The organism is Streptomyces sp. 7R007 (assembly GCF_054850255.1).
The window spans coordinates 92,018-109,425 of record NZ_JBTWMV010000012.1; the positions used below are offsets into that span (position 1 = coordinate 92,018).

Sequence of the window (17,408 nt, forward strand, 5' to 3'; positions counted from 1 at the left end):
CGTACCCCCCCAGGGGGCGGACCGCGCCGCGCCCCCGCGCGGTCCGCCCCCGGTGCGGTGCCGTCGTTACTGCGTGACGGTGATGTTCTGGACGGCCTGCGACTCGGCCGCCGACCACGCGGAGTGGTCGTTGATCGCGGCGGACTGGTTGTCGGCCGTGATGTTGGCGACGTGCTTGGTCACGTTGACCGTCCTGCCGAAGCTGAACTTCAGCCGGCCCAGGGCCTCGCGGCCCGGCAGCAGCTCGGCGGACTCGGAGTCGAGCTCGTGCATGTCCATGCTCATGACGGACGTCCTTTCGGAAGGTTCTGGATGTACGGGTGTCGGGTGGCGGGCGTTACTGCGAGACGGTGATGGTCTGGCCCGCACCGGAGTCGGCCACCGACCAGGCGGAGTGGTCGTTCAGGGCGGCGGACTGGTTGCTCGCCGAGATGTTCGCGACGTGCTTGGTGACGTTGACCGTCCTGCCGAAGCTGAACTTCAGGCGGCCCAGGGCCTCGCGGCCCGGCAGCAGCTCCGCGGACTCGGCGTCGAGCTCGTGGACGTCCATCATGATCAATTCCCCCTCAGGGATGGGCATTTCCGGTCGGACCGAGTCAGGTTCCCCCCGGACTCTGTCCAACTTGGTCGGACGAGCTGTCCAACGAGATTGGACACTAGGGCCTCGGACCGCCCTTCCGCAACCCGTTCGGGACATCACCCTCCGGCCGTTCGCTCCGGCGCCCGTAGAATCGGGTCCGACGTGGAGAGAGACCGCCGAGTACCGCCCGGGCGGCGAGCAGGAAGTGACCTTCGGTGGCCAACGCACTGCAGCGACTGATCCGTGAGCGCCTCGACCGCAAGGAGTGGTCCTACGGCGATGTGGCGCGCCGCGGCGGCATCCCCCGCTCCACCGTCCACCACCTCGCCACCGCCGAGCGCGTGGTCCGCATGCCGCAGCCGGCCACGCTGGAGGGGCTGTCCAAGGGGCTGGACCTCCCGTTGGACACCGTGCGCCGGGCCGCCGCCGAGGCCTGCGGCATCCACGTCTACGGCCCCGATGCCGCCCCCGGCGCCGACGGCACCCCCGCTCCCGCCGCGGACCCCGAGGTCGAGCTCCTCATCGCCAGCGTCCAGAAGCTCTCGGCCGACGACCGCCGCCACGTCTCGGCCCTCGTGGAGTCCCTGCTGGCCCGCGCGCCGAAGGAACAGTGACCGGACCCGGCGGCCGTGCGGGCTTCCGTGGCCGCGGCGTACCCCAGGATGACGTCGGATGACACGGTTTGACCGGCCCGCCGTCATTTCGGAAAAGAATTCCACAGCACCCGAAAGCGGGAAGATCCGCCGCTAGTCTCTCCTCCTGCCCGAGGCGCGAGAGCCGCACGACCCCGGGCGCCCAGGGGGAAGATGTGTTGTTCGTGCATGGCGGACCGACCACCGCCGTGGTCCGCGGACCGGCCGGTGAATCGGTGGTCCTGCTCTCCGGCGAACTGCCCGAGGTGCTCACCGACGAGGCGCTCGCCGAGCTCCTGGACCTCGCCGCGGCCATCCTGGACGCGGACGAACTGGTCCTGTTCCACACCTGCCTGCGCACCCTGCGCCGCAACGGAATGCGCGCGGGCCGCCGGATCGAGGTCGACGGCGCCGTACTGACCGTCTACGAAGGATGAATCCGACCCATCGGAAGTGCCCGGAGCCGGACTCGAACCGGCACGCCCGCGTAGGGGCAGCGAGGTTTAAGCTCGCCGTGTCTGCATTCCACCATCCGGGCAGGCCATGGGCTCCGCGTCGAGGCTCCCGAGCCTATCGGGATGCTTCCCCCGAACAGCGGCCGGGCGGGCCGATGTTGTCTTATTTTATTGACGTCTGAGGGTGCATCAGCCACCGGTACGAGCCATCCGCACTTGCCAATAGCCTTACGTGCGACGTCCGGCCGCGCATGCGGAATGACGGAATTTCACCGCCCGAACGAGGGTGCTCCACCCGTTCTCGACGAAAGCGTTTGCCAGGGCCACGTCAGAACCGGGTGCACCGTCATACCCAGGTATGACGCCGGGGACGGGGGTCCGACCCCAGTCGCCCCCCGGAACCGGAACAGCGGCTGACTACACGGCCTTCTCCGGCGACCACGATGGACGGGTCCCTTCAGATGTCGTCCGCGAGGAGTGCCTTCCCGTGACCACCACAACCGTCGGCCGGACCACCGCCGCCGTGGCCGCGCGCGCCACGGAGCTGTCCAAGATCTACGGGCAGGGCGAGACCCAGGTGGTCGCCCTGGACCGGGTCTCCGTCGAGTTCCGGCAGGCCGAGTTCACCGCGATCATGGGGCCCTCCGGTTCGGGCAAGTCCACGCTGATGCACTGTGTGGCCGGCCTGGACACCTTCTCCTCCGGCTCCGTGCGCATCGGCGACGTCGAGCTCGGCTCGCTGAAGGACAGGCAGCTCACCCGGTTGCGGCGGGACAAGATCGGCTTCATCTTCCAGGCGTTCAACCTGCTGCCGACGCTGACGGCGCTGGAGAACATCACCCTGCCCATGGACATCGCCGGCCGGAAGCCGGACCAGCAGTGGCTGGACACCGTCATCCGGATGGTGGGCCTCAAGGACCGGCTCGGCCACCGCCCCTCCCAGCTCTCCGGCGGCCAGCAGCAGCGCGTCGCCGTGGCCCGCGCGCTCGCCTCCCGGCCCGACATCATCTTCGGCGACGAGCCCACCGGAAACCTCGACTCCCGCTCCGGCGCCGAGGTGCTGGGCTTCCTGCGCAACTCCGTACGGGAGTTGGGGCAGACGGTCGTGATGGTCACCCACGACCCGGTGGCCGCCGCCTACGCGGACCGGGTCGTCTTCCTCGCCGACGGGCGCATCGTCGACGAGATGTACCGGCCCACCGCGGACAACGTCCTCGACTACATGAAGCAGTTCGACGCGAAGGGCCGCACCAGCTGATGTTCCGCACCGCCCTGCGCAACGTCCTCGCGCACAAGGCCCGGCTGCTGATGACCGTGCTCGCCGTGATGCTCGGCGTCGCGTTCGTCTCCGGCACGCTGGTCTTCACCGACACCATCTCCCAGGCGTACCAGAAGAGTTCGGCCAAGGGCTTCGACCAGGTCGACGTGGCCGTGCAGCCCCGGTCCCAGGAGGACAAGGGGAACACGGTCGGCAGGACGCCCGAACTGACCCAGGCGATGCTCGACACCAGCGCCAAGGTGCCGGGCGCCGCCAAGGCCGTCGGCGTCGTCAGCGGCTTCACCGCCATCGCCGACAAGCACGGCAAGCTCATCGGCGGCGGCTTCCAGTCGGAAGGCGGCAACTACTGGGGCGACGACGACGCCCGGTACCCGCTCGAGGACGGCACCGCGCCGCACGGCGCGCACCAGGTCGCCATCGACGCCAAGACCGCCGAGCGCGCCGGGTACAAGGTCGGCGACACCGTGCGGATCTCGGTGAACGGCCCGGTCCTCACCCCGACCATCAGCGGCGTCTTCACCACCGACGACGGCAACGTCTCGGCCGGCGGCAGCCTCGCCCTGTTCGACACGGCCACCGCCCAGAAGCTGTTCGGCAAGCCGGGCACGTACGACGAGATCGACGTGAAGGCCGCCGCCGGCACCTCCCAGACCGCCCTGAAGTCGGCGCTCGACAGCGCCCTGGGCACCAGGCTCGTGGAGACCACCACGGGCAGGCAGCTCGCCGACGACCAGGCCGAGCGGATCTCCTCCTCGATGAGCGGTCTCAAGCAGGGCCTGCTGGTCTTCGCCGGCATCGCGCTGTTCGTCGGCACGTTCATCATCGCCAACACCTTCACCATGCTGGTCGCCCAGCGCACCAAGGAGCTGGCGCTGCTGCGCGCCGTCGGCGCCTCCCGCCGCCAGGTCACCCGGTCGGTGCTGATCGAGGCGTTCGTGGTCGGCGCGGTCGCGGGCGTCACCGGTCTGGCCGCGGGCATCGGCATCGGCGCCGCGCTGCGCTCCCTCATGGGCACCCTCGGCGCGACCGTCCCGGACGGCCCGCTGGTCATCGGCCCCGCCACGGTCGCCGCCGCGCTCGCCGTCGGCATCCTCATCACCATGCTCGCCGCCTGGCTGCCCGGCCGCCGCGCCGCGAAGATCCCGCCGGTGGCCGCGATGAGCAGCGTGCACGCCAAGGCGACCACGAAGTCGCTGGTGCTGCGCAACACACTGGGCGCGCTGTTCGGCGCGGCGGGCGTGGCCGTGGTCCTGGCGGCCACCACGATGAGCGGCTCCGACGGCCAGGCCCCCATGGGGCTCGGCGCGGTCCTGCTGATCATCGGCGTGTTCATCCTGACGCCCCTGCTCTCCCGCCCGCTGATCGCGGCGGCGGCGCCGGTCCTGCGGATCTTCGGCGTCTCGGGCAAGCTGGCCCGGCAGAACTCGGTGCGCAACCCGCGCCGTACCGCCGCCACCGCCTCCGCGCTGATGATCGGGCTCACCCTCATCACCGGCATGACGGTGATGGCGGGCAGCCTGCAGAAGTCGATCGACAAGATGGCGAGTTCGGCGATCAGCGCCGACTACGTCGTGTCGATGGCCAACGGCAACGAGCTCTCCCCCGACGTGGACAGGAAGCTGGAGTCCACCAAGGGCGTCACCGCCACCAGCCCGCTGCGCAACGCCGCCTCGCGCATCGACGGCACCACCGAGTACCTGACCGGCGTGAACGGCTCCGCCATCGGCGAGTTGACCGACCTGAAGGTCGACGACGGCACGTTCAGGGTCGGCGGCGGGCAGGTGGTCGTGGACGAGGACACCGCCAAGTCCCATGGCTGGCGGGCGGGTTCCGTCTTCACCGTGCACTACGAGGACGGCAGGTCCGGGCGCCTGACGGTCTCCGGCGTCTACGAGGGCAACGAACTGATCCGGGGCATCATGCTCGACAACGCCACCGTCACCCCGCACCTGACCGACCCCGGCGACATGCAGGTGCTGGTGAAGACGTCCGGCGGCGCCTCCGGTGCCACCAAGGACCGCCTGGAGAAGGCCCTGGGCACCAACCCGGCCATCAAGGTGCAGGACAAGCAGGACCTGTCCGACAGCGTCGCGCAGATCTTCACGCTGATGCTGAACATGCTCTACGGCCTGCTGGCGATGGCGGTGATCGTGGCCGTCCTCGGTGTCATCAACACCCTGGCCATGTCGGTCTTCGAACGCTCGCAGGAGATCGGCATGCTGCGCGCGATCGGCCTGGACCGCAAGGACGTCAAGCGGATGGTCCGCCTGGAGTCCCTGGTGATCTCCCTGTTCGGCGGCGTGCTCGGCATCGGCCTGGGCGTGTTCTTCGGCTGGGCGGCCGGTCGGTTGCTGGGCACGAGGATGGCGACGTACGAACTCGTCCTGCCCTGGGCCAGGATGGGGATCTTCCTGCTGCTGGCCGCGGGGGTGGGCGTCCTGGCCGCGCTGTGGCCGGCCCGGCGCGCGAGCCGGCTGAACATGCTCACGGCCATCAAGTCCGAGTAGCCGTACGGCCGTCGGGGCCCCGCTTGCCGAGCGGGGCCCCTTCCTTCGGCGCCTGTCCTCAGTTCCAGGTACGGGCCCGCAACGGCATCCCGGACGCGCCCGACTCGGGTGTCCGCACCGCCAGCACCTGGTTGACGCCGATGCGGTTGCGCTCGAAGGCGACGGCGCTCGCGGCCATGTACAGCCGCCACACGCGGGCGCGGCCCACGCCGGTGAGGGCGATGGCCCGCCGCCAGTCGGCCTCCAGGTTGGCCACCCAGCGCCGCAGCGTGAGCCCGTAGTGCTCGCGCAGCGACTCGACGTCCCGCACCTCGAACCCGGCCCGCTCCAACTGCGTGACGGTCGTGCCGATCGGGGCGAGCTCGCCGTCGGGGAAGACGTAGGCGTCGATGAACTCGTCCACGTGGTACGTCGATTCGTCGCGCTGCGGGCGTCGGCCGATCTGGTGGTTGAGCAGCCGTCCGCCGGGCGCGAGGAGCCGGTACAGCACCTCGGCGTACTCCAAGTACCGTTCCGCGCCGACGTGTTCGGCCATCCCGATGGAGGAGATGGCGTCGTACGGCCCGTCCGCGACGTCCCGGTAGTCCTGCACCCTGATCTCCACCAGGTCGGTCAGCCCCTCGTCGGCGGCCCGCTTGCGGGCGTACGCGGCCTGTTCCTGGGAGAGGGTGACGCCGACGACGCGCGCGCCGTACTCGCGGGCGGCGTGGATCGCCATCGACCCCCAGCCGCAGCCGACGTCCAGCAGCCGCTGACCCGGCTCCAGCGCGAGCTTGCGGCAGACGAGGTCGAGCTTGTCACGCTGGGCCTGCTCCAGGGTGGCGTCCGGGGCGGGCCAGTAGGCGCACGAGTACACCATGGAGGGGCCCAGGACGATCTCGTAGAAGTCGTTGCCGACGTCGTAGTGGTGGCTGATGGCGCGTCGGTCGCTGCGTTTGGTGTGCAGGTGGGCGCGGGCCCGGCGGACCTCCTCGCGCGGCGGCGCGGGCGGCAGCGGCAGCCCGGCGACCTTCACCAGCCCGCGGGCCGCGGCGCGCGCCTTCGGCTCCCGCAGCAGTTGCAGCAGGCCCGGCGCGTCCTCGTCGCGCTCCCACACGAGCGTCGACATCAGGTCCAGCGCCTGATACAGATCCCCCTCGATGTCCAGGTCCCCGGCGACCCAGGCCCGGGCGAGCCCCAGCTCCCCCGGCTTCCACAGCAGCCGGCGCACGGCACGCCGGTTGCGTACGACGAGCGCGGGCGCCCCCGGCGGCCCCGCCTGCGAACCGTCCCAGGCGCGGATGCGCACCGGCAGCGGTACCCCCAGCATCTGTTCGACGAGGTCCTTCAGCCGCGACGCGGCGTCGGCCATGGCGCACACCTCCGTGACAACGCTCCCGGAATGTCCAGACACCACGTAAACACCGATGGGACGGCTGCGCAGTCCCTCGGGGGCGTTACGACTGAGCAAAATAGATGTATCCACCATGCAGAAGATGGGTGGAGGCCACCGTCAATCTCGATCTTGATCAAAGCCCTTTCGTTCGCCAGTTCGAAGACCGTCCCGGCGTTCCTTCACGGGCTCCGTCCCCAATCGGCCTGAAAACCGGTCGAGGCCGCGTAGTAAGAACTCGTCCGCCCTGCTATTCGGGTCACCTCACGACGGCGTTGACCGTACGATTCGGCCATGACGAGACAGCACGTGGCGGCAGAAGCGGCGGATGACGCCGAGCCGTGGCTCCCCGACCTGACCGACACTCCCCTCGATCAGCTTCCGCCTCTGGACGACCCGGCCGTCGAGCCCGCCGTCGCGGCTGTGCTGCACGACATCGCGCGTCCCCTCAGTACCGTGGCAGGCAGCCAGGGAAGCTGAACCGGACGTGGCAAGGCAACACCGGCCGTCTCCGACCTCTTTCGAGGCGTTGGGCTCGGCCGGGGACAGTGCGCCGGCAGCACGGGAGCTGCTGTCGGCGGAGTACAGCCGGCGCCTGCTGCTTCTGCGGATCCTGCTGGAGCGGGGCGCCGCGGTGGCCGATTCCGCGGGTCGGCTGCCGGTCGGCAAGGAAGCCTGGGAGTTGCTCGCCCGGGCGCAGCGGCATGCGCCCGAGCGGGTGCGACAGGTGCTGCTCGCTCCACAGGCCGGCGCCTGGGCCGCCCGCGCGCTCCGCGCGATGGCAGCGGGGGACGCGGCGCCGGGCGCGGTGCCCTTCTGGGTTGAGTTCGGCGGGCTGCACCGGCTCGCCGCCGCGGCCGCCACGCTGGCCGGCCTGGAGTTCCGGATCGAGGTGCCCGTCGAATCGGGCCGGGTACTGCTGCCCGGACTCGGCCGGGCCGAGTGGGCATCCGTCGACGAGTTCGGGACGGCCGAGGTGCGGAGCGGGCCGGACGGTCTGGTCGTAGGCGACGTGCGCGTGCCGGCGGATCGCGAGACGTCCGCCCCGGGATGGTCGGGGCTGCGGCGGCTGCGGGCCGTGTGCGACGGAAAGGTGCTGGAGGTCGCGCTGGACGACCTGGACCCGGCGCCCGCCGGCGGCACCGGTGCTCCCGAACGCCTCACCGACGATGAGTACGCGGACTGGGGCCGGCGCGTCCAACAGGCCTGGTCGATCCTGGTGCGCGACCACCCGGACAGTGCCGCCGCCCTTTCCACGGGGCTGCTGTCGCTGGCTCCGCTGCCGCACGGGGAGCGGCTCCGGCCGCACAGCGCCACCTCCTCGGACGCCTTCGGCTGCGTCGTGCTGTCCGCCCCGCATCCGGACGACGAGGTCGCCGCCGCGGCAGAACTGGCGGTCACTCTCCTCCACGAGTTCCGGCATTCCGTACTGAACGGCCTCATGCGGCTGACCCCGCTGCACGACGGCTCGGACAGGGGTCTTTACCACGCGCCGTGGCGGGACGACCCGCGCCCGCTCGTCGGTCTCCTGCACGGGGCGTACGCCTTCGCCGGTGTCACCGCCTTCTGGCGCACCCGGCGACAGCTCGACGGAGGACCGGCCGGGCAGCTCGCCCACTTCGAGTTCGCCCTGTGGCGGCGCCAGACCCGGACCGTTCTCGACACGCTGCGGGACCGGCCGGGGCTGACGGCGGCGGGGCGGCGGCTGGTGGACGGTCTCACCGGGGAGCTGGACCCGTGGCTGGCGGAGGCGGTACCGGAACCGGTCCAGAACCTCGCCGACCTGGCCGCGGTGCACCACCACGCCTCCTGGCGGGCGCATCACGTACGTCCCGAGCGCACCGCCGTGGCGGAGGCGGCCGCGGCCGTCGTCTCCGGTGCGGCCCCGGCCGAAGGCGACCGTGACGACCCGGCGGTGCACCCCGACCCCGGCGGATGCCGGCTGGACGTCCTCGCCCTGCTCGCCCGGCTGCGGCTCACCGACCCCGCGGTTCTCGACCGGATCCGGGCGAACGCCGAGCATCTGCCGGGGGCCTCGCCCGCCGATGTCGCCCTGATCACCGGTGATCTGGCGGGCGCGGAGGCGCTCTACTCGGCCGAACTCGACGCTGTGCCCGGGCGGGCGGCCAGGCCCAGCGCCTGGGCGGGACTCGGACTGACCCTGCGGGCCCGGGGACGATCGGCACCCCACCTCCTGCTCGGTCGGCCTGAGTTGATGCGTGCGGTTGCCGCCGAGCTGGGCGGGGTCAGCTCCCGGGAACTGGTGGCACTGGCCGCGAGAGGGGCGCCGGACTGAGGGGACGCCGGGTCACAACGGCATCGGGTCGATGTCGCAGTTGGCCCGGCGGTCCCAGTCCAGGGCCTGGAGGACGGCGGGATGGTCGGAACCCAGGACGGCGTCGAGCCGTTCGGCGGTCTCGGCGTGCAGGATCTGGGCCTGCTGGACCTCTCCCGTCGCCCTGAGGTCCAGGGCCAGGTTCGCCGCGCAGGCCAGCGCCGACGGATGGTTCTCGTCGAACACGTCGACCGTGCGGGCGAGGGTCTCGGTGTCCAGCTCACGGGCCGCTTCCACCTCGCCCAGCGCGAAGTGGTCGCTGGCCAGGTTCGTGGCGCACACCAGGGTCAACGGGTGCCGTGTGCCGAGGCGTTCACGCAGCAGCGTCAGGGACTCCTCGTCGATCTCGCGGGCCTTCTCCAGGTCCCCGTTCAGCCGTAGGGTCACCGCCAGATTCACCCACGAGGCGACGGTGTGCGGGTGCGTCGCGCCGAAGGTGGCCGCATACCGGTCGTGAATGCGCGTGCCCAGCTCGTACGCCTCGTCGAGTTCGCCGGAGTGCCTCATGTTGACGGTCACCTCCAGGTTCGCCGCGAGCGACTCCGGGTCGTGCTCGCCGTAGCGGGCGAGCAGCCGGCGCAGGGCAGCGTCAGCGGCCCGCCGGGCGTCGTCGTGGCGGCCGGCCTTGCGGCGGGCCACAGCCAGGTGACGCAGGCAGGACATGGTGAGCGGGTTCTCGCGGCCGAGGGCACGGCTGCTCTGGGAGGTCACGTCCTCCTGCTGGGTCAGCGCACCGTGGTAGTCGCCGAGTTCGCGCATGTCCACGACCAGACCGAGCCTGGTCACCAGGGTCAACGCGTGATCCAGGCCGAACATCCGCCACTTGCGGTTCCAGGTGTCCTCGTCCAGCTCCCGGGCCCGGTCGAACAGTCCGGCCAGCCGAAGGCTCACGCCCACGTTGTGGGCCGCGCGCAGCGTCTCGGGGTCCTCGTCGCCGTTGAGCCGCACCAGCCGTTGGTGCACGGACTCGGAGAGTTCGAGCGCCTCGGCGAACTTCCCTTGCACGCGCCGGTCGATGGCCACGTTGCCCAGGGCGTCCAGAGTCTCCGGGTGATCCTCGCCGAGCGTGCGCCGGTACGCCTCCAGTGCCTCGGAGTTGAGCCGGGCGGCGTCCTCGTAGCGGCCCCGGTTGAAGTTCAGTACGCCCAGCCACTTCGCCGCCAGCAGCGTCTGCTCCTCGTCGCCGCCGAACTTCTCCCGCCACACCTCGTATGCCTCGGTGGCCAGTTCACCGCCCGTCGCGTAATCCCCCCAACGCCACAGGTACCGGATGTCGTTGATGATCAGCGACCGCACCCACCGGTCGTCGGCGTAGACCGCGCCGGAGGCCATGACATGCGGCGTCAGCTCGCCGTAACGGTCCCAGTGGGCGGCGTTCTCCGGGTCGGACGGATCGTTGGCGACGAGGAGCTGGTGGGCGCCGCGGCGCATCCGTTCCTGCTCCTCGTCGGTCATCCGGGCCTGCAGCGCCATCTGGACCAGCCGGTGCATCTGGATCGTGTTGGCCCGGTGGTCCATACGCGCCAGGGAGAAGCGACCGATCTCCCGGATGGTCTGCGCCTGCCGGAGCGGATCACGCAGGGCCTGGTCCACCTCGGGCGCGATGGAGCGCTCGCGGAGCATGTTGAAGAGATTGCGGGGAATCGGTTCCGGGGCGAAGAACGAGCAGACTTGCAGCAGTTGCAGAGCGGCCGGGTTCTTGGCCTCCAACTGGTCCAGGGAGACGTTCCATGCGGCGATGACCGGCGCCCGGTAGTCCGGGGACTCCGTCTCATCCAGCAGCTCCAGTCGCTTCTCCTCGAACAGACGCAGATACTCGTCCGCGGACATGCCGGTCTCGGCGAGCCAGGCCGCGGCCTGTTCTACGGCCAGCGGGAGGTCGCCCAGGGCCACGGCGAGCCGGTCGGCCTCGTCGTCGGTGAGCTCGGGAGTACGGCGGCGCAGCAGCTGGACGCTCTCCGCCCGCGCGAACACGTCGACCTCCAACGGCCGCGCCACGCTGGACCACTGGGGGTTGCGGGAGGTGACGAGGATGTTGCCGGTGCCACCGGCTGGGAAGTAGGCGCGAACGTTCTCGGGACTCTCGGCGTTGTCGAAGACCAGCAACCAGTCCTCGTACGGATCACCGCGGCGCAACGCCTCCAGCACGGCCGGTACGGCGCTGCCCGCCTCGCCGCTGGTCTTCAGTCCCAGACGCAGGGCGAGTTCGGCGAGCGAACGGACGACCTGGCTGGTGCGCTCGGCGGGGATCCACCACACCACGTCGTAGTCGCTCAGCCGCCGGTACAGATATTCGACGACAAGAGCCGTCTTGCCCACGCCGCCCATACCGTGCAGGGCATTGGGCAGGACGGCCGTGGCGCGTTCGCGCTGGAGGCGGCGATGCAGACTGTCCAGCAGATCCTCACGGCCGATGAAGTTGGCGTTCTGCGGTGGCACGTTGCCCCAGACCGCAGGGGTGTTCCCGGACCGCGTCCCGCTCTGCGGCCGGCTGGCCTCGACCATCTCCGGGCCCCTTTCCTCGGTGACCGGGTGCGTGGGTGACGGTGGTCGCCTGGATGCCAGGCGTCGTTGCAACGGCCGCATCTGTGCCCGGCGCAGCCGGCGGTCGACCAGATGGGCGGCCAGAGCCTGGCCCATCCGATGCGCGGCCTCCAGTCCCGGGCCGGAAAGAGCGCCGAGTACGGCCTTCTGGGCAGTGAGCCACGGGAAGGATTCGTCATCGACCCGGATGGCCGGGTCGGCATGCGGGTCGGCCATCAGACGCGGCAGCTCCCACAGCCTCGACGAGTGCGGGCCAAGCCCCTCCGTCACCGTCGCCACGAGCCGGCGCAGTTCGTCCTTGCGCAGATACGCCAGCAATTCCTCACGGGCACCGGGGACGAAGTCCCAGCGCACCCGTTGTGCGTCGGTGCGGACGCGGGCCACCGGCCGCAGCAGCCCGTAGGCGAACAGCAGCGCCAGGCTCTCCCGCCCCGCCTTGGGCAGACACAGTCGGCGCACCCGGTCGACCAACGGCCAGGTGAGCGGCGTCCCGGCGAGCAGCACGCCCAGCCGGAACACCTCGGGCGGAGCCCAGCGCCGGAACGACTCGACCAGGTCGTACGGCCGCACGGGCAGCGGCGGCGCCTGGAGCGGAGAGGGATCCGGCGGCCCGCTCGCGGCACGGCCGGCGAAGGTGACGGGGAAGGGTGCCGGACCGTGCTCCTCGGCGCTCAACAGCCGCGCCCAGCAGGTCAGTTCCACGGCATTGAGTTCCAGGACCGGTACGGGGACCAGGGCGCCCGTGCCGGGAGGGCCTGCCGCGTCGGGGGCGAGGCCGCGGACCCGGCAGCGCAACCGGTGAGCCGGCGTGCCGCGTCCGGGGGGCCGCAGGAACGCCGGCCAGGTGGTGAGGCCGCCTCGGTCCCACAGGCTCCGGGGCAGCAACTGAACGACGGCCACCGGGCCGTACGCGGCCCACCTCGCCAGCGCCGCCTGCATGCTCCCCGAGACCCAGCCGGGCTCCCACCCGTCGGCAAGCAGCAGGACCACCCGCCCCGACCCACCCGGCAACGCCCGTCCCACACTCCCCTCACGCAACGCCACCCGCCCGAACGCACCACACCGGCGCACCAGTTCGGCGAACTCGCGCGCCGTGTGCCGCCACACCTCGACGGCGGGCCCGTCCCCCAGCACCACCGCGGCATCCCGGTGCCCCGGCAGAACAGCGAACCGACGCAGCGCGCGAAGCAGGGCGTGGGGATCCGGCAGCGACTCCGGCCGGGTACGCCAGGCATGCGACCCGTGCGGGGCGGGTCGTGGGTCTCCCTGGTCGCCCCGGCCGGCGTTCATGCGCCCCTCCCCCCGGCACCCCGGCGCCACAGTGCGTCAAGAGCCGCCTGCCCCGGGTATTCCCACTCCGGGCTCCAGCCACCCGCCCCGGCGCGGACCGCTCCCATCCACATCGCGTCCTGCAACGCCCCCACCGAAGGCACCCGACCCGGCTCCATCCCCTCCAGCACCCGCAGCGCCGACCGCCACCCCGGTTCGGCCGTCTCGGGCGGCAGCCAGGAAGCGGCCAACCGCTCGGGTTCGGGTGGCCCCGGTAATCGCAGCGGCATGCAGGTTTCCACGAAGGCAGGAGCGAGGCTCTCCTCGTCCTCGGCGGTGATCATCACCACGGGGAACTCCAGGCAGCACACGCGCCCTTCGACGACCTCGGCACCGGGCCCGTCATCGGCGGTGACCAGGGATCGCGGGGCCGAGCGCAGCTCGGGCACGGTGAAGCCGCCGTCCTCCAGGACGCCCTGCAGTTCGTCGGCGAGCGCGATGTCGCTTCGGTCCAGCCCCTCGATCAGCAGCACCCGCGGCCGTTCGTACGGCAGCAGGGCGGTGCCGAGCGGGCCGAGCCGGACGAACCGTCCCGGGTCGCCGTCCCCCTGCCCGGTGACACCGGCCGCGAGCCTGCCGACGGTGTCGTACGTGTACAGGCCCTCACGCAGGCTCGTACGGCTGCTGATCCACCAGCGCAGGACCCGGCCGAGGCCCAGTTCGCGACCGAGACGGTGGGCGAGGCTCGTCTTGCCCGCGCCGTGGGGGCCGGTCACCAGCAGCGGGCGGCGCAGCACGAGCGCCGCGTTCAGTACGGCGAGCCCGTCCGCGTCGAGGTCGGGGCCGGCGGGAGCCGCGGTGTCGTCACCCAGGTAGCGGACGGCGAGGAGGTCCTCGTCCGGCGGTGAGGGCCGGGCGGGCCCGCCGTCGAAGCGGCGCCACGGCGGAGGCGGCGGCCAGGCCACCCGTTCCTCCGGAGCCTCCGGCGGACCGCCTCCCCGGTACATCCACCAAGCTTCGGCTTCCAACGCGAGCTCCCTTCTACAGGGCCTCCGGACCCAGGGGGTCGTCGGGGGCGTACAGGTTAGGCGTCGGCGCGTAGGGATTGCGGTCGGGGTCGTCCCACAGGACGGCGAGGTGCTGGGTGAGCGGGTTGCGGGCCTGGCTCTGGGCGAGGTTCCTGCGGCGGGCTTCGGCGACCCTGGTGGGCAGGTCGGTGACCGGGAAGCGGATCAGCGTGCGGACGTACCTCTTGAGTTCCTCGTTGGTCTCCATGGTGTGGTGCCACATCAGGACCGGCATGCCGGTCGACAGGGCGGCGGTGGCCTCCCGCCGTCCCCTCGGACGCCCCTGTTCGGGCGGCTCGCTCAGTACCACGGCGACGTACTGGTCCTCGTTGAGCCGGGCCACCAGCCGCGACAGGTCGCCGGTGTCGTGCGGGAACTCCGCCGGATCCATGAACTTGAACCGGGGGCCGGGCAGATGGAGCCGCTGCCAGCGCTGGAGCCAGACCCGGTGCCAGCGCTGGTTCAGCAACCGGTCCAGGCTGCGGACCACGACTTGGTACTGGGCTGCGAGCGCGATCCGCGAGCCCGTGTGCTCGACCATCCACTCGTGCACGGGGAGATTGAGCAGTTCCAGGGGAAGGATGAACTCCAGCTCCAGTTTCGCCCTGCGCCGCCGGGCGCCCTCCTCGTCCTCGGCCCGCGAGACGATGTCGTCGACCACGGCCTCCAGGCCGTCCAGGGGCACCGTGACCGAGCGGCCTCTGGAGACCGGGGCCGGATCGAGCGGCGACTGCATCCAGTACGACACCTTGTAGCGGTCGGGCTCGCGGTCCGCGGGAGCTATGCCGATGATCAGGTAGTCCGTGGACTGCGGCGAGTCGGCCTCGGCGGCCGGGGCCCTGGGCACCAAGAGGTCCAGCTGGGCGAGGAGTTCGGGGTTCCTGCCCGCGGTCCGGCGGGTCAGCGCATACAGTTCGCGCCCCTCCGGCTCACCACAGGTCTGCTGCCACAACCGGATCATCAGCCGCATCCAGGGGAGAGCCCCTCCCGGCAGAGCGGCTTGCTCGACGAGATGGAGCAGCACCTCCCAGGCCGTGCCGCAGTGCGGTGCCGCCGGGACCCGGCCGTCGGTGGCGTACCGGGCGGCCTCCGCCGCGTCGCCGCTCAGCTTCTCCCGCAGCCATGCCCACTTGGGGGCGAACAACGGCAAGGTGACGGCGGCGTTCCACTCGTCGGCCAGCCGGTGGACGGTCAGCGTCTGCTCGGTCTCCGGATCCACCAGATCGAGGGCGTCGGCGAGGCACTGCAGCAGACACGGCCCGCGGCCCGGGGTGCAGAGGTCGACGACGCCCAGGCACCACAACTGCAGGTTCGGGGCGTCCACGGGATCAAGCCGACGCCGGGCCCCCACCTGTAACTCTCGCAGCAGAGTGATCCGTCCGTTCGGATACGCCAGGACGGGGACGCCCACCAAAGCCTCGACGGCCTCGCGCCGAATCCGCCAGAGGATCCCGTCCAGGTCCCCGTTCACCCCGCCGCCCCCTCCCCCGACCCCCCGTCGGGCCGCACCGAGCGCAACGACGAGTATCCGCTTCCTCATTCACCGGCGTAAGGGTTTTGACGGGCGGTCAGAAAGAGCACGGAGGTACGCCGAAGGGCCCCCCGCACCACGGATGGCGGGAGGCCCTTCGGTTTGTTCAGCGGCTGGAGTCGGTCAGGACGCCTTCGCTTCCGTCTTCTTCGGCTCGGCCACCGGCACGGGCTTCGCGGCCTCGTAGAACTCCTCGCGCGGGTGCTCCATCGCGCCGAGGGAGACGACCTCGCGCTTGAGGAACATGCCGAGGGTCCAGTCGGCGAAGACGCGGACCTTGCGGTTCCAGGTCGGCATGGCCAGACCGTGGTAGCCGCGGTGCATGTACCAGGCGAGACGGCCCTTGAGCTTGATCTTCATCTTGCCCATGACGATCATCGCGACGCCCTTGTGCAGGCCGAGACCGGCGACCGCACCCTTGTTGGCGTGGCTGTAGTCCTTCTGCGGGAAGCCCCGCATGCCGGAGATCACGTTGTCGCCGAGGACCTTGGCCTGGCGCAGCGCGTGCTGGGCGTTCGGCGGGCACCAGGCGTTCTCGTTGCCCGCCTTGCGGCCGACGAGGTCCGGGACCTGGGCGTTGTCGCCGGCGGCCCAGATGTAGTCGGTGCCCTTGACCTGGAGGGTCGGCTCGCAGTCGACGTGACCGCGGGGGCCGAGCGGCAGGCCGTAGCGGGACAGGACCGGGTTCGGCTTGACGCCGGCCGTCCACACGATCGTGCTGGAGTCGACCTCCAGCCCGTTCTTCAGCACCACGTGCCCGTCGACGCAGGAGTCCATCGAGGTGGAGAGGTAGATCTCCACGCCGCGGCTCTCCAGGTGCTCCTTGCCGTAGGCGCCCAGCTTGGGGCCGACCTCGGGCAGGATCTTGTCGGCGGCGTCCACGAGGATGAACCGCATGTCCTCGCGGGAGACGTTCTTGTAGTACTTGGCCGCGTCGCGGGCCATGTCCTCGACCTCGCCGATGGTCTCCGCGCCGGCGAAGCCGCCGCCGATGAAGACGAAGGTGAGGGCCTTGCGGCGGATCTCCTCGTCCGTGGTGGAGTCGGCCTTGTCCAGCTGCTCCAGCACGTGGTTGCGCAGGCCGATGGCCTCCTCGATGCCCTTCATGCCGATGCCCTGCTCGGCGAGGCCGGGGATCGGGAAGGTGCGGGAGACCGCGCCGAGCGCGATCACCAGGTAGTCGAAGGGCAGCTCGTACGCCTCGCCGACCAGCGGGGCGACGGTGGCGACCTTGCGGTCCTGGTCGATGGTGGTGACCCGGCCGGTGAGGACCTCCGCCTTCGGCAGCACGCGTCGCAGCGGGACGACGACGTGGCGCGGGGAGATGTTGCCGGCGGCGGTTTCGGGAAGGAAGGGCTGGTAGGTCATGTACGACCGGGGGTCGACGACCGTGACGGTCGCCTCGCCGTAGCGCATCTTCTTGAGGATGCGCCGAGCTGCGTACAGGCCTACGTACCCACCGCCTACTACGAGGATCCTGGGACGCTCCGTGGTGCTCATGGCATCGAGTATCCACCCGCCCCAGGGGGGTCGCTCGTGCGCCCCTTCACAAGCATGCACAGACCCTGTGTTACACTCCCCGGCCCGCGTGACATAGATCATGGTTGGCGACGGGAACCGTGATCCGGTCCGTCCCGTTGTCAATGCCGCGTGAGCTGCCTCTCTGGGCGCCAGGGGTGGTCGTGAGGGGTCCGGAAGGCCCCTGGGAGCGCGCGATCCGAAGGCGCGTTCCGGCCGCCTTCTGAACATGTTCAAGGCGAGTTCGGCACCCGGAGGATGGATCCGAAGGCGTTCGGGGCCTCGGCGGGACGGAATTCCTTGTGAAGAACTTCACGAT

At 71.0% G+C, this 17,408-nt stretch carries 13 protein-coding genes and 1 tRNA gene; 6 read left to right on the forward strand and 8 right to left on the reverse strand.

Annotated elements, in window-relative coordinates:
* Positions 1 to 66: 66 nt before the first annotated feature.
* Positions 67 to 285: a hypothetical protein gene (locus ACYF6T_RS18025; protein ID WP_461697608.1), complete on the reverse strand. Its 219-nt coding sequence runs from the start codon at positions 283 to 285 to the stop codon at positions 67 to 69.
* A gap of 52 nt (positions 286 to 337) precedes the next feature.
* A complete protein-coding gene (locus ACYF6T_RS18030) occupies positions 338 to 553 on the reverse strand; it encodes a hypothetical protein (RefSeq protein WP_461697609.1) in 216 nt (71 codons plus the stop codon).
* Between the two features lie 242 nt (positions 554 to 795).
* On the opposite strand from ACYF6T_RS18030, the gene ACYF6T_RS18035 reads away from it, so the two are divergent.
* Both ACYF6T_RS18035 and ACYF6T_RS18040 read left to right on the forward strand, forming a co-directional pair.
* Positions 796 to 1,194 (forward strand): helix-turn-helix domain-containing protein, encoded by a 399-nt coding sequence (locus tag ACYF6T_RS18035; RefSeq protein ID WP_461697610.1) that lies wholly within the window; start codon positions 796 to 798, stop codon positions 1,192 to 1,194.
* 203 nt (positions 1,195 to 1,397) lie between these two features.
* Positions 1,398 to 1,649 (forward strand): hypothetical protein, encoded by a 252-nt coding sequence (locus ACYF6T_RS18040; RefSeq protein ID WP_461697612.1) that lies wholly within the window; start codon positions 1,398 to 1,400, stop codon positions 1,647 to 1,649.
* Between the two features lie 17 nt (positions 1,650 to 1,666).
* Here ACYF6T_RS18040 and ACYF6T_RS18045 read toward each other — a convergent pair.
* A tRNA-Leu gene (locus ACYF6T_RS18045) sits at positions 1,667 to 1,750 on the reverse strand.
* Positions 1,751 to 2,154: 404 nt separating this feature from the next.
* On the opposite strand from ACYF6T_RS18045, the gene ACYF6T_RS18050 reads away from it, so the two are divergent.
* Together ACYF6T_RS18050 and ACYF6T_RS18055 are read left to right on the forward strand one after the other, a co-directional pair.
* The gene (locus ACYF6T_RS18050) at positions 2,155 to 2,925 is read left to right on the forward strand and encodes an ABC transporter ATP-binding protein (RefSeq protein ID WP_461697614.1); all 771 of its coding nucleotides are present in this window, start codon (positions 2,155 to 2,157) and stop codon (positions 2,923 to 2,925) included.
* A complete protein-coding gene (locus ACYF6T_RS18055) occupies positions 2,925 to 5,453 on the forward strand; it encodes an ABC transporter permease (RefSeq protein ID WP_461697616.1) in 2,529 nt (842 codons plus the stop codon). The genes ACYF6T_RS18050 and ACYF6T_RS18055 overlap by 1 nt, the downstream gene beginning before the upstream one ends.
* Before the next feature lie 58 nt (positions 5,454 to 5,511).
* Here ACYF6T_RS18055 and ACYF6T_RS18060 read toward each other — a convergent pair whose 3' ends face one another.
* On the reverse strand, positions 5,512 to 6,804 hold the full coding sequence (locus ACYF6T_RS18060) for a class I SAM-dependent methyltransferase (RefSeq protein WP_461697618.1): 1,293 nt from the start codon (positions 6,802 to 6,804) through the stop codon (positions 5,512 to 5,514).
* Between the two features lie 315 nt (positions 6,805 to 7,119).
* On the opposite strand from ACYF6T_RS18060, the gene ACYF6T_RS18065 reads away from it, so the two are divergent.
* Together ACYF6T_RS18065 and ACYF6T_RS18070 are read left to right on the forward strand one after the other, a co-directional pair.
* Positions 7,120 to 7,305: a hypothetical protein gene (locus ACYF6T_RS18065; protein ID WP_461697619.1), complete on the forward strand. Its 186-nt coding sequence runs from the start codon at positions 7,120 to 7,122 to the stop codon at positions 7,303 to 7,305.
* 7 nt (positions 7,306 to 7,312) lie between these two features.
* Positions 7,313 to 9,121: an HEXXH motif domain-containing protein gene (locus tag ACYF6T_RS18070; RefSeq protein WP_461697620.1), complete on the forward strand. Its 1,809-nt coding sequence runs from the start codon at positions 7,313 to 7,315 to the stop codon at positions 9,119 to 9,121.
* Positions 9,122 to 9,133: 12 nt separating this feature from the next.
* Here ACYF6T_RS18070 and fxsT read toward each other — a convergent pair whose 3' ends face one another.
* The 4 genes from fxsT to ACYF6T_RS18090 all read right to left on the reverse strand — a co-directional run bounded on the left by fxsT (position 9,134) and on the right by ACYF6T_RS18090 (position 17,071).
* Positions 9,134 to 12,841 (reverse strand): FxSxx-COOH system tetratricopeptide repeat protein, encoded by a 3,708-nt coding sequence (gene fxsT / locus ACYF6T_RS18075; RefSeq protein WP_461697621.1) that lies wholly within the window; start codon positions 12,839 to 12,841, stop codon positions 9,134 to 9,136.
* Positions 12,842 to 12,990: 149 nt separating this feature from the next.
* Complete coding sequence (locus ACYF6T_RS18080) at positions 12,991 to 14,001, reverse strand: AAA family ATPase (RefSeq protein WP_461697623.1); 1,011 nt, start codon at positions 13,999 to 14,001, stop codon at positions 12,991 to 12,993.
* Between the two features lie 13 nt (positions 14,002 to 14,014).
* Positions 14,015 to 15,580, reverse strand: coding sequence for a VMAP-C domain-containing protein (locus ACYF6T_RS18085; protein ID WP_461697625.1), 1,566 nt, complete (start codon positions 15,578 to 15,580; stop codon positions 14,015 to 14,017).
* A gap of 114 nt (positions 15,581 to 15,694) precedes the next feature.
* Positions 15,695 to 17,071 carry an NAD(P)/FAD-dependent oxidoreductase gene (locus ACYF6T_RS18090; protein ID WP_461697627.1) on the reverse strand — a complete coding sequence of 459 codons (1,377 nt, stop codon included), beginning with the start codon at positions 17,069 to 17,071 and terminating at the stop codon, positions 15,695 to 15,697.
* Between the last annotated feature and the right edge of the window lie 337 nt (positions 17,072 to 17,408).

Coding starts and splice junctions, on each gene's coding strand:
- ACYF6T_RS18025 (WP_461697608.1), bottom strand. CDS start 285: ATGAGCATGGACATGCACGAGCTCGACTCCGAGTCCGCCGAGCTGCTG.
- ACYF6T_RS18030 (WP_461697609.1), bottom strand. CDS start 553: ATGATGGACGTCCACGAGCTCGACGCCGAGTCCGCGGAGCTGCTGCCG.
- ACYF6T_RS18055 (WP_461697616.1), top strand. CDS start 2,925: ATGTTCCGCACCGCCCTGCGCAACGTCCTCGCGCACAAGGCCCGGCTG.
- ACYF6T_RS18060 (WP_461697618.1), bottom strand. CDS start 6,804: ATGGCCGACGCCGCGTCGCGGCTGAAGGACCTCGTCGAACAGATGCTG.
- ACYF6T_RS18065 (WP_461697619.1), top strand. CDS start 7,120: ATGACGAGACAGCACGTGGCGGCAGAAGCGGCGGATGACGCCGAGCCG.
- ACYF6T_RS18085 (WP_461697625.1), bottom strand. CDS start 15,580: ATGAGGAAGCGGATACTCGTCGTTGCGCTCGGTGCGGCCCGACGGGGG.
- ACYF6T_RS18090 (WP_461697627.1), bottom strand. CDS start 17,071: ATGAGCACCACGGAGCGTCCCAGGATCCTCGTAGTAGGCGGTGGGTAC.